This window comes from Bartonella sp. CL436QHHD (assembly GCF_042195105.1).
Taxonomy (GTDB): domain Bacteria; phylum Pseudomonadota; class Alphaproteobacteria; order Rhizobiales; family Rhizobiaceae; genus Bartonella.
In genome coordinates, this window is the sequence record NZ_JBHINR010000004.1 from 53,445 (window position 1) to 78,243 (window position 24,799).

Genomic DNA, 24,799 nt, shown 5'->3' on the forward strand with positions numbered 1-24,799 from the left:
AGTACAATCTTATTTTCGTTATGTGAAAAGATCTTTGAGTTATAGTCATAAATTAAAAAAATATTTTGATTTTATTGAGTAATTTGATAAATGTTCTTTTTTAAAAAAACTTAAACAGTTTATTGTTCTTTCATTTAAAACGCCTGAATATAATGAAATACCCAGAGGATAAAAGGGGGAGTTTTTCATATGACTTTAAATTTAACAAACACTGTTTTTAATTTTTTAAAGAAAAACCCGACGAAAAAGTTTACAGCTCGAGAAATTGCTCAATGGATATTTGAAAATTACCCAGAGAAATGCCGCCAAAAACAAAAGCATTCAACGGCGATAATCAATCCCCTTAATAGTGATGCTGCTCTTATTCAGCAAATTGTTGCTGAAATAGGATCGCAGCGCCCTCAATTACAAAAGCGTTATTCAGAAATTAAAACCACTGAAGGACGACCGCGACAATATTATTTTACTAAACAAACAGATAGTGCTGAAATTGACGCAATAGAGGACAATGCAAAGAGTAGAACAGAAGGTAGCTCTGTTAAAGAGCATGATCTTTATCCGTTATTATCTAAATTTTTATGGTCAGAGCTTGCAGTTTATAGCAAGCGCATTAATGAGAAATGTTCTCGTAATAAACATGGTGCAGGCGGAAATAAATGGCTTTATCCAGATCTCGTAGGGATGCAAGATTTAAGCAAGGAATGGAATCGTGAAATCAAAGACTGTGTTTTGCAATATTTTGATAAAAAGACAAAGCTTTGGTCTTTTGAAGTAAAAATTCTCATCAATCGTTCAAATTTACGAAAAGCATTTTTTCAAACAGTTAGTAATTCTTCATGGGCTAATTTGAGTTATTTAGTAGCTAGTGAAATTGAAGGAGTTGATACATTAAAAGAGCTTCGGGTGCTTTCAAGTTTGCATGGAATTGGATTTATAAGACTTAATAAGGAAAACTCTTCCGAGAGTGAGATCTTAATTCCTGCCAAAGAACGTAGTGATATTGACTGGGATACTGCTAATAGATTAGTGGAGGAAAACAAAGATTTTCTTGATTATATTAAGCTTATTCGTCAATTTTATCAAACTGGTGAGATGCGTTCTCTAGATTGGGATCATATGTATCTATGAGGGGTATTTTTAAAAAGACTCCATTGTTTAAAAGCCCTTTTTTCAGAGTGATGAAAAATTACTCTAACTATTTTGTTTGACTTATTATATTGATATTGTATCAATTAAATTTTTTTCGCGTACCTCATGAGTGGGGTTGAGTCGGGGAAGAGTAAAAATTCTGTTTTAGGCCTGTTCTATTTTGTGCATTGGGCATGATTCCATTAGATACTAGACTTAATGACTATAATTTATTACAAATTTGCTACTTTAGAGAGTGAAATTCGACTTTTTTGCTTTGTTTATATCAAGCATTAAAAATATTACTTTCTCATATTGAAGTCTTCTTACGGAGAATTTACACTACTATTTCTTTAATTTCTACTGCTGTTCATTTTGATCATTATTAAGTTTTTTATTATCCGAAGTAAACATTCAAAAATATTAATTTTATAAAATATTCACACAGTTTACTCAATTTCTTGAAATAGATTTAGAAAATAAATTTTTCTCACATCTTATAGTAAAGGGGTGTACTATCACAGTTTGCCACAATACTCTCTTTATTTTTCAATAATACCGCACGCTAAACGTGCACCACCTCCGCCAAGCGGTAATGGTTTATCTGATTGATTATCAGCCCCTAAATGAATGACTAAAGAGCGCCCTTTAATTTCAGAGATTTTTTTTAATCGTGGAGCAAGAACGCTCATTATGGCATATCCGTGCTTATCAACATAAAGTGCTGGTAAATCACCAAGATGACCATTGACATTATAAGGTCCTAAATGTTTTCCGGTATGTTCCGGATCATAATGTCCACCTGCGCTTCCACCAATTATGCCATCTTTTGTATCACATGAAGGATTCACATGTACATGAAAACCATGCATCCCTTCTGATAAAGTAGATAAATTAGGGATGAAAATCAAACCGTACGTGTTTTCTTCAATTTTAATGCTACCAATAGCCTTTTTGAAATTGTTATCTTCTAATTTATAAATATTTACTTGTGTTGATAGTGCTAATACAGAATTTTTATGAATTAAAAATGCCATAAAAAACAATAATGATAATAATATTTTTTTCATAAAATACCTTTATACTTATTTTTAAATAGATTATTATCTATAATTAATAATATATTATATAAATGTCTTAAATTGAACTTTAACAAAAATAATTTAAATAGAAATATTAGTTATTAGAAAGAGCAAATAAATTAAAGTATGTTTATATATATATTTCTAAACATAACTTTCATTTTTTGATCTATAAAAAATGTAGCTTCCATAGACTGATAATTATATCTCGCTTACATTTCTTCAAGAGATGCTTTAAAAAATCTACTTTTTTGATGTATAATAAAGAATTAAGCAAACAGTTTTAATAAGTTAGATGTTATTTCATTTATAATATGATAATCGTTTCATCAAAAAAAAGAACATATAATTTGTTGATGATTTAATTGTTTTTCATAGAAAAAATGACGAGAAATTTCTATTCATTATGAAATTTATAAGAGAAAGAATTATTATGATTCATATAAATTTCCCATAAAATACAGCATATACCGACACTTCCTCCCATTCCTGATCCTATCAGTGCTCCTATTATTATTCCGGCAGAAAGTGCTACTCCTATACCCATTGCGATAACTGGACCAAATCCTGGAAGAGCAATATAACCATAAGCTGAAAGAATTGCCGCGATAGCTCCTGATATGCTTCCATTTAAACCGCCAATGAAAGCAAATTCTTTAATAGAATGGCAGCACTTTTTTAAGTTTTTTTTCTTACGGCTGTAAAAAGAAATTTTGCTGTAAGTTTTAAAATCAATCATATTCTTTTCTTTCATTTTGAATGCTAACTGTTCCTGAATAGTCAACGGATACGAAAAAATGGGACTTTTTAAATTTTACTAAAGCACGCCAGATGCCATTGTCATCTAAACGCAATCGTTTAATATTCTCAAAACCATTTTGCATAAGACAATTTTTAACTTGTGAAGCAGTAAATGAGTTCTGACCTATTTTAGTGACATTTTGAGTAGAGCTATAGGTAAAGGTTTGACAATAAGGAAGGTGAAAAACTTCACTTATTGAAGTAGTGACTATCAACGAGACACATACAATCATTATAAAAAAAGTACTTAATTTCAAAAATTTATTTAGTGTCATCTTGTTACCATTTGTTAAAACAACACTTCATTAACCTCTGTGTTACTAACAGGTTCCAAAGATGATTTTATTTTTAATATTATACTTAATAATAAAAAGATTTTAAAATCTATTGATTAAATAAAACTGTTTTTTATTATTTATTTTCTTATTAAAATTAATATTATAAAATAACTCTTTAAAAACGGTATTATTTTTCATTTTCTTTATAGTGCAAAATTTAACAGATGTGATTTAGCAAGATATCTTTACAATTTAAGCTTTAGTCTATAATTAAGTTTTATCTTATTTCATATCAATATGCTAAATATATATAATAATTTTTTCTTTCCTAGAAAGAACAAAGATATTTTTCGCATCAGTAATATGATATGATTGCAAAATGCAATTTATTATTTTTTTATTTTACGTTATTATCCATTATTGTTCAGTAGGGCTGTTTTGATGATTTTGTTGGAGATATTTGCATAATTTCCTTGAATCCATAACCCGGATACATTCCTTCGCGCATAAATAAATTACGTAATGGTGGGAAACTATGTAACAAACCAAGCCCAATGCTTCGTATGATATGAACAGGCAACATATGAGAAAGTAGAGCAGAGTTCAGTGTATGAACAGCTCCACTTCGGATTAATATATCTGGTTTGCGACATTTGTTATAATGTGCAACAATCATTTCAGAGTTAGAATTGGATATTTTATTAGGTAAAATATCAATTAAAGTTTGGACATCACGGAATCCTAAATTCAATCCTTGTGCCCCAATAGGGGGGAAAACATGAGCGGCTTCACCGACTAAAATTGTTCGATTAGCAGCAAAATGACGAGAAAGAAGTCCGAAAAGCGGCCATGCTTGAATTGATGTTTCTAAGCTTAGCTTTCCAAGCATTGATTGCATTTTGTTTTCGATCATTTTTGCAATTGTTTTTGGTTCTGTATTCAATAATTCTTCAGCACGGGAAGGATGAACAACCCATACAAGACTAGATCTTCGTCCTGGTAGTGGAACCTGTGTAAATGGACCGTGTTCTGTATGAAATTCGGTTGATGTATTTTGATGAGAAAACTCATGAGAAAAGTTGAGAACAAGTGCTTTTTGTGGATAATTCCACTGTTTGACACTTATCCCTGCTGCGGCACGTGTAAGAGAGTGACGTCCATCAGCTGCAATAACAAGTGGTGCTTGAATGACTCTACAATCAGCAAGAGTAATACATACATGTTTTTTTGTGTGATGAACAGATTTGGCTGCAGAAACAAATCTTGTAATATTGGGCGTACGTGTAACAGCATCGACTAAAGCACTGTTCAATTTTACATTAGGTATATTATAGCCAAAAGCTTTTTCACCAATTTCAGCAGAAGAAAAATGCACCGTAGGAGCATGCACAATTCTAGAAGTTATATCTATAATTCTCATGGAAGATAAAGCTGCTGCATGTTTTTGAAGATTATCCCAAATATTGAGTTTTTGAAGCATGCGTATTGCAGGCATCATAAGAGCAGTTGTCCGTAACTCATCTGTATGAGCAGGGGGCCCAACAAGAAAAACAGAAAGCCCCTCATGTGCAAGACTCAGCGCCGCTAACATTCCGACAGGGCCTGCACCAATAACAGCAATATCTTTATGCTCTTCCTTTTCAAATATCACAATGACTTGAACCTTTCTCCATTGAGAAAATATTTTAACATTTCCAAATGATCGCTCTCTTTTTATTATATGAAGCTCTTCTATTATAGTATGTAATAAATAATGCGATATAAAAAAGTAACCTTTTTATGATTTTTTAAAATGCTGAGTTATATCATCGGTAAAAAATGGCGTATTGATAGATGGTTGAAGACTTTAAAAACGAGGATAAGAAAAACTTGAAACGTAAACTAACAAAGAAAATCAAAACAAATGCTAAATTATTACGCCATAAAAAAGTAACAATGCCACAAGCAAAGGCCTTTTCTGTTCATTTACTAACAGCTTCGGGATCATTTTTAGCGTTTCTTTCTCTTATATCAGCCTCTCAAAAAGAATGGACAGCTATGTTCTGTTGGCTTGGGCTTGCTCTTCTCGTTGATGGTATAGATGGACCAATTGCACGTAAACTTGATGTTAAATACGTTCTTCCAACATGGTCTGGAGAGCTGTTAGATAATATTATTGATTACGTGACTTATGTCTTAATTCCTGCCTTTGCACTCTATCAAAGTGGTTTTATGGGGGTAGGGTTATCATTTTCATTGAGTGCAATTATTGTTATTTCATCTGCTATTTATTATGCAGATACTAGTATGAAAACCAAAGAAAATTTTTTTAAAGGATTTCCTGTTGTTTGGAATATGATGATTTTTACGCTTTTTGTCGTCAGACCAGGAGAGTGGATTACTTTTATCATTATTGTTTTATCGGCGATTATATCTTTTTTGCCAATTTATTTTATTCATCCAGTAAGAGTCCTTCGTTTACGTAGGGTTAATTTTCCCATTTTTCTCTTATGGTGTTTTTTTGGTATTTCTGCCTTCTTTTATCAACTAGAGGCTCCCTATTGGATTAAAATAGGAATTTCGGTAACAGGAATTTATATATATTGTATTGGTGCAATCATGCAAATATTTCCTCAACTTGGGGCAAAAAATATAAAAAAACAATGAAATAGTTGTTTTAAGAAGGGTGTGAGATGCAAATTAATTTTGGAGCAGATGATGATATTTCTTTTACGAAAGAAGGGCGGGCTGGTATTATAAAGCTCACACGTTCTTCAGCATTAAACGCTCTTAATCAACGAATGGTTTCAGCTTTAAAAAAAGCTCTCAGAACATGGGAAACAGATGATAATGTTTCTTGTGTCTTAATTGAAGGGGAGGGGCGTGCTTTTTGTGCTGGTGGAGATGTTGTAGAAATCTATCATATGGGGAAAAGTGTTGCTGCTTGTCAATACTTTAGGGATGAATATAGCTTAAATGCTTATATCAAACATTTTTCAAAGCCCTACATTTCTTTCTTAAACGGTATTTGGATGGGAGGAGGGGTCGGTATTTCTCTCTATGGTTCGCATCGAATTGTTACAGAAAATACAGTTTTTGCTATGCCAGAAGGTGCGATTGGATTTTTCCCAGATGTAGGTGCAAGTTTTTTCTTACCATCTCTTCCCAATCATTTTGGCATCTATCTTGCATTAACGGGCGCACGCATAAAGTGGGGAGATTGCTTAAATTTAGGATTAGCAACACACGCCGTTGCTGAAACTGAATTCGATATGATTAGAAAAGCTGTTATTGAGCAAGGAGATCCCACTTTAGCTTTAAACGAGCGAGCAATTACAAAAGACTATGAAACAAGTCATGAAATACGTTGTATTATTAACAGTTGTTTTAGTGCCCATAGCTTAGAAGAATGTCTTGAGTTGCTACATAAAAAAAGCAATGAAGATGTTTTATTTGCTAAAGAATGTTATGATATTTTGCAGTCACGTTCCCCGACAAGTTTAAAAGTTATCTGGAAACAAATGAAACAAAATTCATCTCAAACGTTGGAAGATTGTATGAAAATTGAAAACCGCATAGCGCATCATATGATTCATTCACATGATTTTTATGAAGGTATACGTGCTATGTTAATCGATAAGGATAAAAGACCTCAATGGCAGCCAGATAAACTTTCAAATGTGACAGATGAAATGGTAGATTCTTACTTCCAACCTGTTGAACAAGAGTTATTATTGTGAAAAATAATTCTCACAAACATATTTCAAAAATCAATTTAATCTATAACTGTTACTTACGGTTTTTGGCACTTATTTGCTTAGTTCTAGGTATTTGTTATTGGATACGCCTTGTTGGTGTTTTTCCAGGTATTCTATGGCGTTTTGATCTTATGCCTTGGCAGTGGCAATTTGCATCAGCTATATTGGCTATTCTCTATCCTATTGCCTTAGTTGGACTTTGGATGTATTCACTATGGGGCATCATTGTGTGGTGTATTGCAGCATTGATTGAAGCAATAACAATGTATTATTCCGATTTTATTTATCAGCCATTTGTACCATTATTTCATGGAATATTGTTTTTAGCTTTTATAGCACTACAAATTGTGATGATTTTTTTTAAAAGAGTAAAAAATAAAAAACATTGTGATTGAAATTTTCGAGCCAGAATAACAGGCTCGATTTTCAATCTTAGCTAACTTAAGTAGCTCATTTTAAAGATTCGTTCTTCAAAGCGCTGATGCTAGATATACTTCTTCTATAAAGTTCCATAATATATATTATGCGATAATATGATGCAGAAGATAAATCCTTTATCCAAAAAGAAAACCCTACTTTAAAACATCATCATAATATTTATATCATACAATTTACTTTTAAAATAAAATTTGGTCTTTAAGGTATATTCCTTAAAGACCAAAAATAGTGATAATGAAATTACGTATAATAAAATAAGGAAAATTATTGCATTATTTTACAACGTTTCATACGTGCAAGATCACTCAAAACAGCATTACGATTGTTTAAAGCCGAAATTTCATTACTTTCACTGGATTTAGTATCCATAAAAAACAAAGCAGGTACAAATACAACACTTGCTGCTGCTAAAGCCACGTTCTTATTTCTTGCTTTAGAACGCTCTGCAATTGTATCATTAATCTGACGTTTATTAGCAAAAAACTCCCGTTGAATATCGGCACAACTCATTGATCCGTCATGTAATGTTGTCGTTGCAATATTTTTTTCTAAACGCCCCCCACATGCTGTTAAGGAAACCGCTAAAACCACAATACATACACCCCGCTTAAAATTCTTATACATAAAAGCCTCATTTTTGACATAAAAAACACTAAATATGTCAGAAATGAAATAAAATAAAGGATAAATTTAAAAGTATTTTATTTAACTTAAAATATTGCGCATAATAAGCTTATGCATCTGTTTCAAAAGTAAGACCTTGATATGCAGGTTTTACATAGGATGGAACGTAATTTATAACCTTATTGTAATCCAGCGATCTGTCCATATGTGTGAGTATTGCTTGTTTTGGCTTTAAATATTCTATCCACTGTAATGCTTGATCAACAGAAAAATGACTCGGATGGGATTTAAATTGAAGAGCTTCAATGATGAGAACATCCAAATCCATTAATTTGGATAAAGTTTTTTCAGGAAATTTACTAACATCCGTACAATAGGCAACATTCCCAATCCGAAAACCTAAGGAATGAATGTTTCCGTGGTGTTGTAAATGTGTATTGACGCTTATTTCTCCGCCCTGCCCCTGAATAATAAATTGGCTATCTTCATTGATAAGATGCTCTTTTAAAATGGGAGAATAAGATGAATCTTTTGGAGTTTGAAAACAATATCCGAAAGCACTTTTGAGATGCTCTAGTGTAAATCTGTCGGCATAGATATCTATTAAACATTTTTGTGCAAGTGCATAGCTGCGTAAATCATCAATACCGTGGATATGGTCTGCATGAGAATGCGTGTAAAGAGCAGCATCAAGATGGCTTACACGCGCATCGATCATTTGTGAGCGAAAATCTGGACCTGTATCAATAACGATCGTTGTTTTGCCTCCTGAAGGTTTAATACGTTCAACTAATAAAGAACTTCTGTAGCGTTTATTTTTAGGGTTATTCGGATCACATGTTCCCCAATCACCATTAGGTCTTGGCACTCCTGGAGAAGGACCACAACCTAATATTGTAAATCGGTATTGATCACACATATCTTTTGCCTTATTTCATTTTGCTAAATAAACGAAAAGCATTACGCGTTGTTATTTGAGCTGTTTCTTCAATGCTTAAGCCAATTGTTTCAGCCAAAACAGCTGCTGTATAACATACAAAAGATGGTTCATTTGTTTTGCCCCGATGGGGACTAGGTGCTAAAAATGGAGCATCTGTTTCCACTAACAAATGCTCATGGGGCACAATTTTTGCTATTTCACGGATTTCAAATGCGTTTTTAAAAGTAAGAATACCTGAAAAAGAAATATAACCACCAAGTTCAATTCCAGCACGAGCAAGTTGCATTCCAGACGAATAACAATGAAGGATAAAGGGAAAAGCTCCTTCTTTTGTCTGTTCACGTAATATTTTCTCCATATCGATATCGGCATTGCGTGAATGTATAACAAGAGGAATCTGTGTTTCTCGAGAAGCAATGATATGTTCATAAAAAACTTTCTTTTGCTCTTCTGGAGTAGAATAATCATAATGATAATCAAGCCCCCCTTCCCCAAACGCAACAATTTTAGGGTGATTCGAGAGCTGTATAAGCTCTTCCGCTGTAATATTTTGTTCTTCATGCGCATGATTGGGGTGTGTTCCAACGGAACAAAAGACTTGATCATAGCTTTGCGCAATGGCTAACAGCTTATCTAACTTATAAACATGGGTTGAAATTGTTATCATACGTTTAACGTCAGCATCTAAAGCCCGTTGGATAACATTATCCAAATCTTGTGAGAAATCTTCAAAATCAAGATGACAATGTGTATCAATCAACATGATGAGTATCTTCTTTCTTCAAGATATAACGAGGAAAAATTGGTTCTGGTGGTGGAAGATCAAGCCCTTCTTGAATTTTTGAATGACTTATATGATACAATAACCGATCATCTTCAGCAACCGCAAGGCTATCAAGAAGTTTCGCTGCTGATTGGGGTATGAAAGGCAAAAGCATAATTCCTATTCTCCGCAAGATTTCTACAGTTATATAAAGAACTGTAGAAAATCGCTCTCGATCATTTTTACGTAAACTCCAAGGTTGTTCGTTGGCAAAATAGCGATTGGCATCTGCTACAATTGAAAAAATAGCTGAAAGTGCTAAATGCATACTATAAGAAGACATAGCTTGGTGTACAGTTTCAAGTACTTGAAGAGATTGTTCTAAAAGCTGTTTATCTTGAGCTGAAAATGAAGCTGGTTTCGGGACTTGTGCATTACAATTTTTGGCAATCATAGACAAACAGCGCTGTGCTAAATTACCAAGATCATTAGCAAGATCAGCATTAATACGGTTCACAAGGCTTTCATGACTATAACTACCATCTTGTCCGAATGGCACTTCACGGAGAAGGAAATAACGGACCTGATCAAGACCATAGTGTTCAACCATTTCAAAAGGATCAACGACATTTCCAATAGATTTTGACATTTTTGCACCACGATTAAGTAAAAAACCATGTGCAAAAATATTTTTAGGCAATTCAATTCCAGCAGACATTAAAAATGCCGGCCAATAGACTGCATGAAAACGAATAATATCCTTACCAATAATATGCGTATTTGCAGGCCAAAAATCACGTTTTTTTGAATTTTCATTGAAAAAACCTATTGCTGATAGATAATTTGTAAGCGCATCAACCCAGACATACATCACGTGCTTTGGATTCTCAGGAACAGCAATTCCCCAGTTAAAACTTGCGCGTGAAATAGAGATATCTTTTAAACCTGATTTGATAAAACTTATAATTTCATTACGCCGCTCAAATGGAGCAATAAAATCAGGATGTTTTTCATAATATTCAAGAAGAGCCTTTTCATAATGAGAAAGTCTAAAAAAATAACTTTCTTCTTCATTCCATTCAACTGGAGAGCCTAATTCCTTCTCACGACGGATGTTGTCTGGTCCAACTTCCGTATCTTTTTCTTCATAATAGGCTTCTTGGCGAACCGAATACCACCCCGTATAACGACCGAGATAAATATCGCCATTTGCTTCCATCTTTTTCCAAATTTCTTGACAAGCTTGATAATGGCGTTCTTCTGTCGTACGGATAAAATCATCGTTAGAACAATTTAATACTGCAAGCATTTTTTGAAACACCGCACTATTACGATCTGCAAGCTGCTGAGGTGTCATGCCTAATGCAGCTGCGGTTTGTTGCATCTTGAGACCATGCTCATCTGTACCAGAAAGAAAAAATACATTTTTTCCGTTTAACCGTTGAAAGCGGGCTAAAACATCGCTTGCAATTGCACTATAAGCATGTCCAATATGTGGAGCACCATTAGGATAAAAAATGGGAGTTGTTATGTAATATGTGTCACGCATGTCATACTCGTTGTAAAACGCTATAAATAAAAGATATTATGACATAACGTTTGTTTATCGCATTGTCACGGAAAAACTAATCCTCATGAATGATCTTATGAACTTTAAAAAGCAAGTTAATAACAAACTGCTTTTTATCGAGATTAAACAGTTGTATTTCCTCTATTTCTTGATGAATCTCCCGCCATTTTTCCGCATATTTTTTTGAGAGAAATAAGTCTCCCTTTTCAACGAGCATGATAGCTTTTTTTTGAATTTTATTAAGAATTTCATCACAAAATTGTTGAAATTGGAATGTAGAAGAAACAGATGAAAATGTTTGTGCAAGAGTATGTACAATCATTGCGTTACAAACAGGTTTCTCTAGGAGAGCATCAATTGTTTTAATAATTTCAAAACCGCCATGGCAAACAAGTAAAGCAGCTTTTCGAGGACTTCCTTTAGATTTTTCAATAATCATTTCAATTGTTTTCTCATCAGGTAAATCCTGATTGGCGAAAATATGTGTAATAACTTTTTTCATTTCATCGTTATTCAAGGGACGAAAAGAGATTTTTTGACACCGTGAATGGATTGTTGGGAGCAATTTGCCAGAAGAATGCGCGATAATAACAAATAACGTTTTTGTAGGTGGTTCTTCAAGTATTTTAAGAATTGCATTTGCTGCATTTCTATTCATATCATCTGCAGAATCAACAATAACTATACGCCATCCATTTTCTTGTGATGTTCGGCTTAAAAAATGCATAATATCACGGATATCATCAACGAGTATTCCTGTTTTAAACTTTTGCGTTTTCACATCAAATCGACGTGAAATATACAAAAGACCAGGGTGACTTCCTTGTGTAATTTGGCGCCATGGGGTAGAATAAGGATCGGGTTTCAAGAAAGCACTCTGTTGAAAACTTAAAATGTTCCAAGCAAGATGAAAGGCTAATGTAGCCTTTCCAATCCCATATTCTCCTTCAAATAATAATGCATGATGTAAACGCTCTTCTTTAAGCATTTGTGTCAAAAAATGACGCACATCCTCATGACCAAAGATAACATTGTTCTGGGATGGTGATAAAATTGTATCAATATCATCATATTGGCGTAAGGTATTTACATTACTCATGAAAGCTGATCCAACAATACCTGATGACAAATATTTTTTATTTGATGAGCAATGGCTTCCACTGAGCCAGTGGCATCAATAACTCGAAATCTATGGGGTTCCTGTTTGGCCAATTGAAGAAAAGCCTGACGCCTTTGTTCTTGAATTTCCAACAGATCTTTTTCAAAATAATCAATTTCTTCTGTTTTTTTTCTTCGCAAATTTGCACGCTTCATACCACACATTGCAGGCATATCTAATAAAAATGTTAAATGAGGCAAAATACCATTGAGCGCAATACACTCTAAAACAGAAAGAAGAGAAGAACTGACGGTATCATTGAGTCCTTGATAAACGCGTGTAGAATCAATAAAGCGGTCACATAAAACGATTTTACCTTTTTGCAAAGAAGGTGCGATAACCTCAGTAACATGGTCGACACGTGCAGCTGTAAACAAAACAGCTTCAATCAACGGTCCATACTGTCGCGCCTGCCCCGACAACAAAATATGCCGGATTGCTTCTGCTCCTGGTGTTCCTCCTGGTTCTCGTGTTGTGACAACATCATAACCTTGGTGTGAGAGAGACTCAGCAAGTAAAGAAATCTGCACCGTTTTCCCTACCCCGTCCCCTCCTTCAAATGTAATAAAATAACCTGACACGTATGATCTTAACCTTATTAGCGCGTAACTACAAATATTTTCGTAACCATCCAATTGTTATTTCATAGAATGCATTTTTTACTTTTGCAAAGAAACTTCCTTCCTGAACATTCATTCCGGCAAAAACTGGTTTTTCCAGAAGAACCTTTTTATCTTCTAAAATTTGAATAACGCCAACTGATTGCCCAGAAACGATGGGAGCTTTCAATGGACCATGATATTTAATTTTTGCTTTAACATTTACTTTTTTTTCATTCGAAAGCATAAAACTTATTGGTGTTTTAACAATGAGTGGAACAAAATTTTGCGTACCACCATAAACAGAAGCACGACCAACCGTTTCTTCTTTTGTAAAAATCGTTTTGAGATCAAAAGCCGTCATTCCCCATTGAAGAATGCGTTCTATTTCTTTTGTATATTTTTTACCATCTTGCAAACCATTGATTGCTAAAAAAAGACGTCGATGATTTTTAGAAATGGTGGCAACCATTGAAAAACCTTCTTTTTCACTGTAGCCAAAACCAAATCCTTCTACACCAATTTCCTTAGAAATAAGAGGATTTTTATTACGTTGAAAAATATTATTCCATGTAAAATGAGGCTCACAATAAAGTGCATAATAGTCCGGATATTCCTGAACAATATGACGTGCTAATATAATCATATCACGCACAGTTACAAATTGTCCCTCTTCGGGTAACCCTGTTGCATTAACAAAATGACTCTGAGATAATCCGATTATTTTTGCGCGCTGATTCATCAACTTTGTGAAATGAGCTTCATCTCCCGATATTCCTTCAGCAAGAATAATAGCAGCATCATTTCCATTCACAATAATTAAACCACGCAACAGATCAGAAACACTGATTTCTGTTTTTATCTTTGCAAACATAGTGGTTGTACCGGAAGGTGCTCCACCCTTGCGCCAAGCATTTTCACTGACCTTAAATTTCTGCGTACTTTTTAATAATCCTTTTTTTAATTGATGAAATACAACTTCTGCTGTCATCAATTTTACTAATGAAGCAGGAAAAAAAGGAATAGCACTTTGTTTTTCATAAAGTATTGTCTCTGTATCATCATCGAGTAATAACAATTGTGAAGCAGAAATTTGAAAATCTTCTGCTTTCCCCCACATGACAAATACCAATATCCCCCATAAGGTCAATAAGATCCTTAATATTGTGTACATAGCTGCTCCTCCCATCCCAAAGATCAACATAAAGAATCTTATATAGGAAAAAACTTTTTTATTTCCGCAAATTGAGGAATTATTGATAACTCAAGAAAAGATTTTATTTTTATTCAGCGTTAGCAAAAGTAAAATGATGCACTTCTTATCTTCCACCTAGATTCAATTTTATGTTTTAAAGCATGAGAGACAAAAATTTTTTTTATTTGTTGTTTTATATTGATAGTAGATTGATTTATTATGATAAATTATAATCTTTTAACGTGGATCTGATTCAAAATACTGTAAGATTCTTTCGTTATATTTCCTCTCATATTGAATTCAATAAAATCGCTTGCTTACGCATCATAAGTAGGGTTCGTATATAGATAAAAATTATTAAAAAAGAGAGTAAAAATACTTCTTATCAACCTCTCAAGTGTTAAGAATTATCGCATAAAACATTGGGGCTTGCAAAGTGTATGACGGTGTCGGTTTATATCTTCATAAGTGTGAAGATGGTGATATCTAAAGGCGTTACAGTTATGCCATTCACAGGCGCTGTCGTAAAATAGACCTGTAGCGTGTTGAAGTATGTCTCTTTTAAATAAGTTCGTGAATTGGCAATGTAAGCGTATTTTGTTTGAGACGCTCTGTTTTTCGTGAGGGAACTTACTCCATTAAAGAACATGATAAACAAAAGCATGAGGTAATATATAATCTCTTCATAAGATATTACCGTGGATACTTTGGAAAATTGCAAAGCCGAATCAAAAGAAAATATTTTTTTACTTGTTAAGCTTTTTATTCCTCTCAAATCGATTGTACAGTTGTTTTGGAGATTACACAAACAGACTGATACAATAATCTACCTTCGTCTAGCAAAAGCTATTACAGTAAGAAAAGTACGCGCTTTATTAAGCAAGCAATATCATAAAACGACGAATAGACCAGCAATGGAGTAGAAAGGCCGTACTGAATTTATAATAATAGCACCCCACCACGCTTTTTGAAAAGGACAAAGCGCTTTAAGATGAAAATCTTACACTAAATCCGTAAGTTCTTACCTTTTTTACTAGAAAATTATATAGATAAAAAATCAATGCATTTTTTCTTAAAACAGTTGTAGCCAATTGACCTTTGTTTTTTTGTTTAGCTTATTTATAGAAGCAACTTGATCGAATGGAATCGGCTTATCAACCATGATAGGACCAATTTCTGGCAATTTAACTGCAACAGTTTTATTACGTTGTTCCTGTTCAACAGCAGCTGCTTTAGCTAGTTCCTTTTTGTTTCCTGTATTGCGCTGCTCTTTTAACAAAACAGTTTCTCTTTTTTTCGAAACATTTTCCGACGCTAATGAATATGGGGCAGCATTTCCAGGAGTATAAGAGGACATTAAATATGCACCATCATAATAGCCAACAGGTGCTTCAGCAATATATTCTACTTTAACATCTGCAACCCCCCTATCTACATACCCCAGTATTGTCGCAGCTTGCCTTGATAAATCAATGATTCTGTCTTTCATAAAAGGTCCGCGATCATTCACTCTAACAACGATTGAAGATCTATTTTTCAAATTAGTGACACGAGCATAGCTAGGTAAAGGCATTGTAGGATGAGCAGCAGTCAAAAGATTCATGTCATAAATTTCACCGTTGGCAGTTAAACGTCCATGAAAATCTGAACCATACCATGATGCTTCGCCAACACGTTTATAAGTTGGATCACTTTGAGGATAATACCACTTTCCTTTTATTTGATAAGGTTTACCAACAATCGCTCGTCCACGCTTTTTTTCTTCCGATTGATTCTTCTTATTGGAGACTTGTTGAGGTAGTACAGAAGTGTTTACGTTAATTGGTTTATTATGATAGGAATCTTTTATTGAAAAATTCATAGTTTGGCTTGCGCAACAAGATACCAGTGACTGAGAAATGACGATCATAGAAAACAATTGAAGTGTTGGTTTAATCATAAAAGTAAATTTCTTTTTTCTATTTGAAGGCATCTATTCAGTCCACTTATTTCTGTTAAGTACTACTGTAAAAACCACGTCACGCTTTTTGTACGCAACGGAAGAATTTACGTTTTTAAATGATTCCCCTCGCGCATATACCACTCTTGAATTGGCCCCTTCTATCAAGAAATTAACGTATTGTTAACCTTTTTATGATCTTCATAAGAAATAAATGTACTATAGTAGATGTTAAAAAGAGTAAAAATTAAATAAATCAACATCTTATAGAAAAGTCATTTCATAATATAAAGTGTGAATAAGTGGTGATTTTAGCAACTTGTTTTGCGAATCATGTAATGCAGTGGGTATTAAAAAATCAACCTATAGATTGAGAAAATTAGAAACCACATGTGCTGCCAACGCAGGTACAATCCTATCGTAATCTTAAAGCTCTTTTTTGTTGGACAGGAGACAGCATAGCATCGCTCTATTTCAAAACAGCTGATAGAAAATGACAGGTTATAGAATCAACAAAAAACTTCAAAAAGAATAAAAACAAGAAAGATTCTTAAATTTTTTATAGCCTATTGATATTAATTTAAATTTGGTGAGCGCGCAGGGATTCGAACCCTGGACCTACTGATTAAAAGTCAGTTGCTCTACCAGCTGAGCTACGCGCTCTCATACAAGCTATCTAGTTTGCACACTATCTAATTTGTAGAAAGTGAAGGGAACATACGGTTGACTTTCCATTTGGTCAACACCTTTTGGAGAAAAATATTATTATTTTCTTCAATTATCAATAATTTTTCGTTTTCACCCCTTTACTTCATCATTGTATAAGTACTCTTTAATCTTATTTTTGAAGTTTCAATAAAGGAAAAATTTCACTGCAAAATATTGCATAGATTCGAAGCGTTAAAATTATGAGAAATTACCCCCTTCCCCTCACATGGGTTGTTGAGCATAATGGGTAGAGAAGAAAAAATACCTTTTATTATAATATTATTTTTTATATCTTTATATCTTAGTGTTCAATTTTCAAATATAAATACAGATTTATAAGATAATATATTGATTTATAATAATTTATCATTTTTATCACTTGAGTGATAAGTCTCAAATACTGTAAGCTTATCTCATTTCAAATCTTTTTTATATTGAAACAATAAAAAGCATTTTCTTGACCAATATAAGTGAGAGAATAAAACTATAAAAAAGAAATGAAAATACCTTTTATGCCTCCTTTCAATAATCAAAATTTATCGTAACATTAGGGTTCATGAAAATAGTATATAGCAGTTGACACGTTAGACCTGAAAATGGAACAATGAGCAACAATGGCATTTTGAGAGTATAATTTTATTTATGCATAATGAATATATAACGAAAGCCAGTTTATCCTATAGAATAAAGTAGATATGAAGCAAAAATTTAGTCTCATTGAAAATATCTCGAATGACTATAAATTGTGTTCACTATTAGAGCTGTAGATAATTTTACTAAGAATAAAAAAGCAGAAATAATATGCAGTATGTAAAATGATTTTAAATACCCATAGAGAGTTCTAAATATATAGAATACCTTCTATTTAACTTTTTTATATCAGAAATTACAAAACATGTAGATATATTTTTAGAAGAAAAGGATAATACTGGTCATAAAATTTGGTGTTAGATAATTCAGTCAGAACTATAAAGTATTTTATACATTATTTAATATTAATGTAGCTATATAGTATATAAATAATAATTTAAATATATCTATAAATAAACATATTTATTTATTAAACGATAAGATCAAAAATAAAGAAAATAATTTTGATTTGGCGATAAAAATTGTAAAAGTTTTATATATACATGTATTTTTACTTTAATAATTTTTATTATTTTGATTGGAATATTGAATGCTAACATGTAAACAGTATGAGCTACTCTTGTTTATTCATAACCATATAAAAGAAACTGGTGTTCCTCCTTCTTTTGAAGAAATGAAAAATGCATTAGAACTTTCTTCAAAGTCTGGTATTCATAAGCTCATTATAGCCTTAGAACAAAGAGGTTTTATACGTCGTTTGCCCAATCGTGCTCGTGCTGTGGAGGTAATTCGACTTCCTGAGAAAATAACATTTAACCTTTCTTTAGCACGTAAAATTTCTCCCAGTATAATAGAAAGAAATAAAAGGGAAATATCAAAAAGCTTGAGTCCCTTTGATGAAGAAGAAAAAAAAAATATCACCATTCCTATTATGGGACGTATTTCTGCAAGCGTACCCGCCTCTGCTATACTGCAGCAAATAAACAGCCTTTCTCTTCCACTCGATATGGTTAATACAGGTGAGCACTACGCATTAGAAGTTAAAGATGATTCTATGATGGAGGCTGGTATCTTTGATAAAGATACGATCATTGTGAAACGTCAAAATACAGCAATAACAGGTGAAATTATTGTTGCGTTTATTGATAAAAAAGAAGCAACATTAAAACGTTATCGACGCAAAGGAGCTTCTATTGCATTAGAAGCTGCAAATCCTCATTATGAAGTACGGACATACGAATCTGAGCGTGTAGAAATACAAGGCAAACTTACCGGACTTATTCGCAAATATTAAAAAATAAACCTTATAGTACGCGATATATATCGCAATAAGAAGCTGTTGAGTATTTTTTTATTGTGCCACACGCAATTGACTTCTTCTCCACAGCCAAAGGATGCCCCCAATTCGGTTTATAAACAATCCAGATCCTTATCGAGCGGATTTCACTTTCCCTTCCCTCCATTGTTCTTCACTTATGTCAAGGCTTGGCAAGTAAGCTTTAAAATATTCACCACGTACTTTGAAAAGAACTTGAATGCTTTTAAGAAAGCAGCCTTATATCCTCGTCCTCAATGATGGAATTTTACGATATAATAAAACAAAATTGTATGCATGCATAAAAACACATAAAATTTTGTAGAAAAAAATCAAATAACTTTGTAACAGACTGTATTGCATAGGTATAAAAATAAAGAACATTATTTTTAAGTTAATAAAAACGTAACTGAATCATTCATAGTAATTGTAGGATCATCATGGTAGCACCTCGTATTAGTTTTGTCTCCCTCGGATGCCCAAAAGCACTCGTAGATTCTGAGCGAATTATTACACGCCTTCGCTCTGAAGGGTATGAAATTTCACGTCAACATCAAGGAGCTGATGTCGTTATTGTGAATACCTGTGGTTTTCTTGACTCGGCAAGGAAAGAATCATTAGCCAATATTGATGAAGCTCTTAAAAAAAATGGAAAAGTTATTGTAACAGGGTGTCTTGGTGCTGATCCTGATGCTATTCGCCAAACATATCCTAATGTATTGGCTATTACAAGACCGCAAGCTTATGAAAGCGTTATAGAAGCTGTTCATACAGCAATTCCTCCAATTCATGATCCTTTTCTTGATTTAGTTCCTCCCCAAGGTATTCGTTTAACACCTCGCCATTACGCCTACTTAAAGATTTCTGAAGGATGCTCTAACCAGTGTAGTTTTTGTATCATCCCTACTCTGCGTGGTAATCTCACTTCACGTCCCATCAGCGATGTTCTTCGTGAAGCTGAAAAACTCGTGCAAGCGGGTGTAAAAGAACTTTTGGTTATTTCACAAGATACGAGTGCTTATGGTGTTGATCTTAAATATCTCGAAAATTCTTGGAAAGATCGTACAATCAAAACGAAATTCTTTGATCTTTGTCGCGAACTAGGCGATATGGGTATTTGGATACGTATGCATTACGTTTATCCTTATCCCCATGTTGATGAAGTTATCGAACTTATGGCTGCAAAAAAAATTCTTCCTTATCTGGATATTCCTTTTCAGCATGCATCACCGGCTGTTTTGCGTCACATGAAGCGTCCCGCACTTATGGAAAAAACAAACCGTAGAATTGAAAAATGGCGGAAAATCTGTCCAGATCTTACTTTGCGATCAACATTTATTGTTGGTTTTCCTGGTGAAACGAATGAAGATTTTAATATACTTCTAGAATGGCTAGAAGAAGCAAAAATTGAACGCGCTGGGTGCTTTAAATATGAAGAAGTAAAAGGAGCTGCCGCAAATGATTTGGGATTAGAAAATATTCCTGAAGAGGTAAAAGAAAACCGCTGGCATCGTTTTATGGCAAAACAACAACAAATTTCTACACATCTTTTAAAGAAAAAAATTGGAAAAAGACTCCAAGTTCTTATTGATGAAAGTCAAGGAAAAGTTGCCAAAGGACGTAGTCAGTACGATGCTCCAGAAATAGATGGTGTTGTCCATATATCATCACGACGCCCACTGCGTGTTGGTGAATTTGTCACCGTTAAAATCGAACAATCGGATGCCTATGACCTTTATGGTATAGCCGTTTAAAAATTTAACTCCTTCTCTGTCCTCAATGATGAAGATTTCTATCAGCATTGGTTTATAAAAGGTCGGCTACTCACAATCGAACTTGATCACTTATGTAACTCACTTCATGAGAATTTACGAGCAATTCTTGCCCTGAGTGTTGCTATACACTCCCAAAATATCAAGCAGTTATATATTCTCTTAATTTAATGCCTTAAATGACGGTGACGGCGGCGCAACAGAATAAAATAAAATCCACAAGGTTCACCATTTTTAATTAACAAAAGAGAAAATTAACAACCGTACTATTTTCCTATTTTTGATATTGCGACAGTCATTGGTTAGTGAAAGGAAATTTTTTTCAAGAGAGTTTGATGCACACGAGAATTTCCTTTGTGATATGCAGGCAGATGTTTTTTATAGATGCAATATAAGAGAATTTGAAACAAAACAATCTGACGGTATTTAAATTAAAAAACAATAAATTATCATTATAAATAAGTATCTTATCTTAAACTCTTTGAACTTATTTTTTTAAATATCTAATTTTTATTAACACGTTTTAAAATCAAAGAATTTCTTATCAAGCAAATGACTTGGGCGTACATTTGTTAAAGCGCGAATCATCGTATCTTTACGTCCTGGCATTTGTCTTTCTATATTTTTCAGCATTTCTTTCATGGCATTACGTTGTAAACCATCTTGACTACCGCAAAGATTACAAGGAATAATCGGAAATTGCATTGCTTGAGAAAATTTTTCCATATCTTCCTCAGCAGCATAAACAAGAGGACGTAACACAAAAAGATCTCCTTCATCATTTTTAAGTTTTCCAGGCATGGCAGCTAATCGGCCACCGTGAAACAAATTCATAAAAAATGTTTCTAAAACATCATCACGATGATGACCTAAAACTAATGCAGAACATCCCTCTTCACGTGCAATACGATAGAGATTACCACGTCGTAATCGAGAACAAAGTGAACAATATGTCTGCGACTCTGCCAATTTATCTGTAACAATGGAATAAGTATCCTGATATTCAATACGATATGGAATTTTATAAGAACTTAAAAAGTCTGGAAGAATATGCTTAGGGAATCCTGGTTGCCCTTGATCAAGATTACAGGCAAGAATTTCAACGGATAAAAGACCTCGCCACTTTAAGTCTAAAAGAAGCGCTAATAAACCATAAGAGTCTTTTCCACCCGATAAAGCAACAAGCCATTTTTCTCCTGTAGAGAGCATAGAAAAATCATCCAAAGCTTGTCGCATATGACGTAAAAGTCGTTTGCGTAATTTATTAAATTCTACGCTTGAAGGAGCAACACGAAACATTGGATGACAATTATCTGCTTCGCTTATTAAAGGATCATCTCTCCCTTCGTTTTCTTCTATTACTTGATATTCAACTGGAACATCATTCATAATACCATATCCTGCATAAGTAACAGCTCGTTTTGCAAAGATAAAAAAATATTAAAGCAAGCTTACATTTATGTTTTTTGAATTTATAAATTAGATACACAAAAAAGAAATGGAACTATACAAATTTATGACTATAAAACATAGCAATAAACTTAATATAGAACCATTTACAAAAAGAACTTATTAACTTCAAATATTGTAAGAATAACACAATATTTTGAAGTTATCATACTAGAAGAGAGAAACAATTTCTCTTACAGAAAAATTATCGAGAATAAAATTCAACAACCAAATTAGGTTCCATTTGCACAGCATAAGGAACATCTGCAAAAGCAGGAATACGCGTAAAGGTTGCTTTCATCTGTTTATGATCTGCTTCAATATAATCAGGGACATCACGTTCTGCCAATTGCACTGATTCTAATACTAAAACAAGTTGTTTCGATTTTTCCCGAACCTCAATAACATCACCTGGTTTACAACGATAAGATTGAATATTTGTGCGCCGCCCATTGACATTAACATGACCGTGATTGATAAATTGGCGAGAAGCAAAAATCGTAGGTACGAATTTTGCACGATAAACAACAGCATCCAAACGTGATTCTAACAGACCGATAAGATTTTCGCCAGTATCGCCCCGTCGACGAGCAGCCTCTTCATAGGTTTTATGAAATTGTTTTTCTGAAATATCTCCATAAAACCCTTTCAATTTCTGTTTAGCGCGCAACTGCACCCCATAGTCAGAAAGTTTTCCTTTACGACGCTGTCCATGCTGACCTGGACCATAATCACGACGATTGACAGGAGATTTTGGACGCCCCCAAATATTTTCTCCCATACGACGGTCAATTTTATACTTTGTTGTTTCGCGTTTACTCATCGCATTTCCTTATAAAATAAAACACGAGATCTTAAGATCCCAAGGAAACGCGCCCTCCTCTGCCTTTAAATACTAAAGACTGACAGAATACCTTAACATATCAATATGCAAAGTTATCCACGGGACACGTCAATTAATGCTATTTTCTTGAAAAAATAGCCAGATCATCATTATTGGTCTCGTAACCCAAAGTCAACTCCTTTCATGAGTTTTAAGCCAAATCCTTTAAACAAATTCTCCGTTAAAGAAGTGATATTTTTCGATGTCAACAACGCAAAATCTTGATATTTCTTTATATATTGATGGTGTATTTCTCCCGACAATGGTAATAAAGATCTGATATGTTTGGCGATCGCTTTCGCCGGATCAATCCACTCAACGGACCATAAAGCATGTTCACGAAAGAAATTAATCAAAAAAGGATAATGTGTGCAGGCTAAAACAATAACATCCGTATATTGTCCATTTTTTTCCACAAAACATGGCAGGATTTCTTTTCTTAACTCTTCTGAATCGATAGATTTTCCCCGTAAATAATCTTCAGCAAGTCCAGCCAGCTTTTTACTTCCCACAAGCTGAACATGACACTGTCCAGCAAAAGAGTTAATTAATTCATTTGTATAAGCACGTTTAACTGTTCCAGGAGTCGCTAATACGGAAATAAAACCAGATTTTGTTTGTTCTGCAGCTGATTTAATTGCAGGAACCGTTCCTACAAAAGGGACATGAGGAAAATTCTGTCGTAAATCTGCTATCATCAGTGTAGAAACAGTGTTGCAAGCAATCACACATAAAGCTGGATTGTAGCGTGTTAAAAGATTTGTAAAAATCTTCAAAATACGCTCTTTCAAAATATTTTCTTTCCAATTTCCATAAGGAAATCCTGCATCATCAGCAACATAGATAAATTGCATTTCAGGAATAAGAATACGCGCTTCCCTAAACACTGTTAAACCACCAATACCGCTATCAAAAAAAAGAACAGGTCGTTCATCCATTAGTTTTCACACTTATTTTTAATTTTTTTACGATCACGTTCTTCAGGTGCTCTACTCCCCCGTGGATATTGTGGCGAAAAATGATCCAAAGAAGATATAATGCCTCGCAATAAACGAACCTCAGGTTCACTAAAGTTAGCGCGCGTAAAAACAGAGCGCAAATTTGCAAGCATTACTTCTTTGCGTTCTGGGGGTCTAAAATACCCACGGATATTCAAAGCCTCTTCTAACTGAGATAAAAAACCATGAAATATTGTTTTATTTGCAGGTTCCATCTCTGCGGCACGAAATGCCGTATCGCTGACATTCTCTAAACCAGTTTTCATCCATTCGTAAGACATTAAAAGAACCGCTTGCGCAATATTAAGTGACGCAAAAGCAGGATTAACTGGAAAAGTAATAATTTCATCAACAAGGCTGATTTCATCATTTTCTAGTCCCCATCTCTCTCTTCCAAAGACAATACCTGTCTTATGTCCGATACTTTCACGCTGACGTAATACGCTTGCTGCTTCGACAGCACTTTTTACAGTTTTAAATCCACATCTTTCACGTGCTGTTGTGGCAAAAACATAGTGTAAATCTGCAATTGAATCACGCAATGTGTTAAAAATCACAGCATTGTTAATGACATGATCAGCTTTACTTGCAGCAGCTCTAGCTTTTTCATTTGGAAACATTTCTCGAGGTTTGACTAATCGAAGCTTAGAAAGCCCAAAATTCGCCATTGCCCTTGCGACCATACCAATGTTTTCAGGAAGCTGCGGTTCAACTAAAATAATAATGGGACCATTTGTTAAATTTTCACGATTCTTATTCGTTCCTGCCATCAATCTTACCTAGTTTCACTTAAACTATCTCCCTCTCCACTATTTTTTACGAAACCTTTT

22 protein-coding genes, 1 tRNA gene and 2 pseudogenes are annotated in these 24,799 nt (G+C 33.8%); 8 read left to right on the plus strand and 17 right to left on the minus strand.

Features of this window, described 5'->3' with window-relative positions:
- Positions 1–189 precede the first annotated feature (189 nt).
- Complete coding sequence (locus ACFIKN_RS01145) at positions 190–1,128, plus strand: COG2958 family protein (protein WP_375657777.1); 939 nt, start codon at positions 190–192, stop codon at positions 1,126–1,128.
- Positions 1,129–1,670: 542 nt separating this feature from the next.
- Here ACFIKN_RS01145 and sodC read toward each other — a convergent pair.
- From sodC to ACFIKN_RS01165, 4 genes are all read right to left on the minus strand, one after another.
- The gene (sodC, locus tag ACFIKN_RS01150; RefSeq protein ID WP_273791249.1) at positions 1,671–2,198 is read right to left on the minus strand and encodes a superoxide dismutase [Cu-Zn] SodC; all 528 of its coding nucleotides are present in this window, start codon (positions 2,196–2,198) and stop codon (positions 1,671–1,673) included.
- Positions 2,199–2,607: 409 nt separating this feature from the next.
- Positions 2,608–2,964, minus strand: a complete 357-nt coding sequence (locus ACFIKN_RS01155) for a hypothetical protein (RefSeq protein ID WP_375657778.1) — start codon at positions 2,962–2,964, stop codon at positions 2,608–2,610.
- Positions 2,942–3,286 (minus strand): hypothetical protein, encoded by a 345-nt coding sequence (locus tag ACFIKN_RS01160; protein WP_273791056.1) that lies wholly within the window; start codon positions 3,284–3,286, stop codon positions 2,942–2,944. Before ACFIKN_RS01160 ends, ACFIKN_RS01155 begins: the two co-directional genes overlap by 23 nt.
- 427 nt (positions 3,287–3,713) lie before the next feature.
- Complete coding sequence (locus ACFIKN_RS01165) at positions 3,714–4,940, minus strand: UbiH/UbiF family hydroxylase (protein WP_375657779.1); 1,227 nt, start codon at positions 4,938–4,940, stop codon at positions 3,714–3,716.
- A gap of 182 nt (positions 4,941–5,122) precedes the next feature.
- Here ACFIKN_RS01165 and pcsA point away from each other — a divergent pair, with 182 nt between their 5' ends.
- From pcsA to ACFIKN_RS01180, 3 genes are read left to right on the plus strand one after another with little or no spacing between them, the layout of a single operon-like run.
- A complete protein-coding gene (pcsA, locus tag ACFIKN_RS01170; RefSeq protein WP_375657780.1) occupies positions 5,123–5,935 on the plus strand; it encodes a phosphatidylcholine synthase in 813 nt (270 codons plus the stop codon).
- Positions 5,936–5,961: 26 nt separating this feature from the next.
- Positions 5,962–7,008: an enoyl-CoA hydratase/isomerase family protein gene (locus ACFIKN_RS01175; RefSeq protein ID WP_375657781.1), complete on the plus strand. Its 1,047-nt coding sequence runs from the start codon at positions 5,962–5,964 to the stop codon at positions 7,006–7,008.
- Entirely contained in the window at positions 7,005–7,421 is a 417-nt protein-coding gene (locus tag ACFIKN_RS01180) for a DUF6163 family protein (protein WP_375657782.1), read from the plus strand. The genes ACFIKN_RS01175 and ACFIKN_RS01180 overlap by 4 nt, the downstream gene beginning before the upstream one ends.
- Positions 7,422–7,728: 307 nt before the next feature.
- Here ACFIKN_RS01180 and ACFIKN_RS01185 read toward each other — a convergent pair whose 3' ends face one another.
- The 7 genes from ACFIKN_RS01185 to ACFIKN_RS01215 all read right to left on the minus strand — a co-directional run bounded on the left by ACFIKN_RS01185 (position 7,729) and on the right by ACFIKN_RS01215 (position 14,293).
- A complete protein-coding gene (locus ACFIKN_RS01185; protein ID WP_375613428.1) occupies positions 7,729–8,088 on the minus strand; it encodes a hypothetical protein in 360 nt (119 codons plus the stop codon).
- Between the two features lie 109 nt (positions 8,089–8,197).
- The gene (locus ACFIKN_RS01190) at positions 8,198–9,007 is read right to left on the minus strand and encodes an MBL fold metallo-hydrolase (RefSeq protein ID WP_375631133.1); all 810 of its coding nucleotides are present in this window, start codon (positions 9,005–9,007) and stop codon (positions 8,198–8,200) included.
- A 10-nt stretch (positions 9,008–9,017) separates the two neighbouring features.
- The gene (locus tag ACFIKN_RS01195; RefSeq protein ID WP_375657783.1) at positions 9,018–9,791 is read right to left on the minus strand and encodes a TatD family hydrolase; all 774 of its coding nucleotides are present in this window, start codon (positions 9,789–9,791) and stop codon (positions 9,018–9,020) included.
- Positions 9,781–11,340, minus strand: a complete 1,560-nt coding sequence (gene metG / locus ACFIKN_RS01200) for a methionine--tRNA ligase (protein ID WP_375637624.1) — start codon at positions 11,338–11,340, stop codon at positions 9,781–9,783. Before metG ends, ACFIKN_RS01195 begins: the two co-directional genes overlap by 11 nt.
- Positions 11,341–11,416: 76 nt before the next feature.
- On the minus strand, positions 11,417–12,460 hold the full coding sequence (locus tag ACFIKN_RS01205; RefSeq protein ID WP_375611915.1) for a DNA polymerase III subunit delta': 1,044 nt from the start codon (positions 12,458–12,460) through the stop codon (positions 11,417–11,419).
- Positions 12,457–13,101, minus strand: a complete 645-nt coding sequence (gene tmk, locus ACFIKN_RS01210; RefSeq protein ID WP_273791046.1) for a dTMP kinase — start codon at positions 13,099–13,101, stop codon at positions 12,457–12,459. Before tmk ends, ACFIKN_RS01205 begins: the two co-directional genes overlap by 4 nt.
- Before the next feature lie 28 nt (positions 13,102–13,129).
- Entirely contained in the window at positions 13,130–14,293 is a 1,164-nt protein-coding gene (locus ACFIKN_RS01215; protein WP_375657784.1) for a D-alanyl-D-alanine carboxypeptidase family protein, read from the minus strand.
- A gap of 719 nt (positions 14,294–15,012) precedes the next feature.
- On the opposite strand from ACFIKN_RS01215, the gene ACFIKN_RS01220 reads away from it, so the two are divergent.
- Entirely contained in the window at positions 15,013–15,237 is a 225-nt protein-coding gene (locus ACFIKN_RS01220; protein ID WP_273791044.1) for a hypothetical protein, read from the plus strand.
- A gap of 149 nt (positions 15,238–15,386) precedes the next feature.
- On the opposite strand, the gene ACFIKN_RS01225 is transcribed toward ACFIKN_RS01220, so the two are convergent.
- Positions 15,387–16,286: a septal ring lytic transglycosylase RlpA family protein gene (locus tag ACFIKN_RS01225; protein ID WP_375657785.1), complete on the minus strand. Its 900-nt coding sequence runs from the start codon at positions 16,284–16,286 to the stop codon at positions 15,387–15,389.
- Positions 16,287–16,563: 277 nt separating this feature from the next.
- On the opposite strand from ACFIKN_RS01225, the pseudogene ACFIKN_RS01230 reads away from it, so the two are divergent.
- Positions 16,564–16,750 (plus strand): annotated as a pseudogene (locus ACFIKN_RS01230) (hypothetical protein); the annotation flags it as partial.
- 90 nt (positions 16,751–16,840) lie between these two features.
- Here the strand turns inward: ACFIKN_RS01230 and ACFIKN_RS01235 are convergent.
- Positions 16,841–16,916, minus strand: a tRNA-Lys gene (locus ACFIKN_RS01235).
- 1,225 nt (positions 16,917–18,141) lie between these two features.
- Between ACFIKN_RS01235 and lexA the strand changes: the two genes are divergently transcribed.
- The gene (gene lexA / locus ACFIKN_RS01240; RefSeq protein ID WP_273791042.1) at positions 18,142–18,846 is read left to right on the plus strand and encodes a transcriptional repressor LexA; all 705 of its coding nucleotides are present in this window, start codon (positions 18,142–18,144) and stop codon (positions 18,844–18,846) included.
- A gap of 461 nt (positions 18,847–19,307) precedes the next feature.
- Positions 19,308–20,621: a 30S ribosomal protein S12 methylthiotransferase RimO gene (gene rimO, locus ACFIKN_RS01245; RefSeq protein WP_375657786.1), complete on the plus strand. Its 1,314-nt coding sequence runs from the start codon at positions 19,308–19,310 to the stop codon at positions 20,619–20,621.
- A 531-nt stretch (positions 20,622–21,152) separates the two neighbouring features.
- Here rimO and ttcA read toward each other — a convergent pair.
- The 4 genes and pseudogenes from ttcA to ACFIKN_RS01265 all read right to left on the minus strand — a co-directional run bounded on the left by ttcA (position 21,153) and on the right by ACFIKN_RS01265 (position 24,739).
- The gene (gene ttcA, locus ACFIKN_RS01250; RefSeq protein WP_273791040.1) at positions 21,153–22,028 is read right to left on the minus strand and encodes a tRNA 2-thiocytidine(32) synthetase TtcA; all 876 of its coding nucleotides are present in this window, start codon (positions 22,026–22,028) and stop codon (positions 21,153–21,155) included.
- 265 nt (positions 22,029–22,293) lie between these two features.
- Positions 22,294–22,911 carry a 30S ribosomal protein S4 gene (gene rpsD, locus ACFIKN_RS01255; RefSeq protein ID WP_273722651.1) on the minus strand — a complete coding sequence of 206 codons (618 nt, stop codon included), beginning with the start codon at positions 22,909–22,911 and terminating at the stop codon, positions 22,294–22,296.
- A 170-nt stretch (positions 22,912–23,081) separates the two neighbouring features.
- On the minus strand, positions 23,082–23,909 hold the full coding sequence (gene murI / locus ACFIKN_RS01260; RefSeq protein ID WP_273791039.1) for a glutamate racemase: 828 nt from the start codon (positions 23,907–23,909) through the stop codon (positions 23,082–23,084).
- Positions 23,902–24,739 (minus strand): annotated as a pseudogene (locus tag ACFIKN_RS01265) (RNA methyltransferase). The gene murI and the pseudogene ACFIKN_RS01265 overlap by 8 nt, the downstream one beginning before the upstream one ends.
- Between the last annotated feature and the right edge of the window lie 60 nt (positions 24,740–24,799).

Excerpts from the sequence above, each read along its gene's own strand:
- sodC (WP_273791249.1), bottom strand. The coding sequence starts at position 2,198 with ATGAAAAAAATATTATTATCATTATTGTTTTTTATGGCATTTTTAATT.
- ACFIKN_RS01205 (WP_375611915.1), bottom strand. The coding sequence starts at position 12,460 with ATGAGTAATGTAAATACCTTACGCCAATATGATGATATTGATACAATT.
- rpsD (WP_273722651.1), bottom strand. The coding sequence starts at position 22,911 with ATGAGTAAACGCGAAACAACAAAGTATAAAATTGACCGTCGTATGGGA.
- lexA (WP_273791042.1), top strand. The coding sequence starts at position 18,142 with ATGCTAACATGTAAACAGTATGAGCTACTCTTGTTTATTCATAACCAT.
- ACFIKN_RS01145 (WP_375657777.1), top strand. The coding sequence starts at position 190 with ATGACTTTAAATTTAACAAACACTGTTTTTAATTTTTTAAAGAAAAAC.
- ACFIKN_RS01175 (WP_375657781.1), top strand. The coding sequence starts at position 5,962 with ATGCAAATTAATTTTGGAGCAGATGATGATATTTCTTTTACGAAAGAA.
- rimO (WP_375657786.1), top strand. The coding sequence starts at position 19,308 with ATGGTAGCACCTCGTATTAGTTTTGTCTCCCTCGGATGCCCAAAAGCA.
- ACFIKN_RS01195 (WP_375657783.1), bottom strand. The coding sequence starts at position 9,791 with ATGTTGATTGATACACATTGTCATCTTGATTTTGAAGATTTCTCACAA.
- ACFIKN_RS01155 (WP_375657778.1), bottom strand. The coding sequence starts at position 2,964 with ATGAAAGAAAAGAATATGATTGATTTTAAAACTTACAGCAAAATTTCT.
- ACFIKN_RS01225 (WP_375657785.1), bottom strand. The coding sequence starts at position 16,286 with ATGCCTTCAAATAGAAAAAAGAAATTTACTTTTATGATTAAACCAACA.
- ACFIKN_RS01185 (WP_375613428.1), bottom strand. The coding sequence starts at position 8,088 with ATGTATAAGAATTTTAAGCGGGGTGTATGTATTGTGGTTTTAGCGGTT.
- ACFIKN_RS01160 (WP_273791056.1), bottom strand. The coding sequence starts at position 3,286 with ATGACACTAAATAAATTTTTGAAATTAAGTACTTTTTTTATAATGATT.
- ttcA (WP_273791040.1), bottom strand. The coding sequence starts at position 22,028 with ATGAATGATGTTCCAGTTGAATATCAAGTAATAGAAGAAAACGAAGGG.
- metG (WP_375637624.1), bottom strand. The coding sequence starts at position 11,340 with ATGCGTGACACATATTACATAACAACTCCCATTTTTTATCCTAATGGT.
- ACFIKN_RS01190 (WP_375631133.1), bottom strand. The coding sequence starts at position 9,007 with ATGTGTGATCAATACCGATTTACAATATTAGGTTGTGGTCCTTCTCCA.
- ACFIKN_RS01215 (WP_375657784.1), bottom strand. The coding sequence starts at position 14,293 with ATGTACACAATATTAAGGATCTTATTGACCTTATGGGGGATATTGGTA.
- pcsA (WP_375657780.1), top strand. The coding sequence starts at position 5,123 with ATGGTTGAAGACTTTAAAAACGAGGATAAGAAAAACTTGAAACGTAAA.
- murI (WP_273791039.1), bottom strand. The coding sequence starts at position 23,909 with ATGGATGAACGACCTGTTCTTTTTTTTGATAGCGGTATTGGTGGTTTA.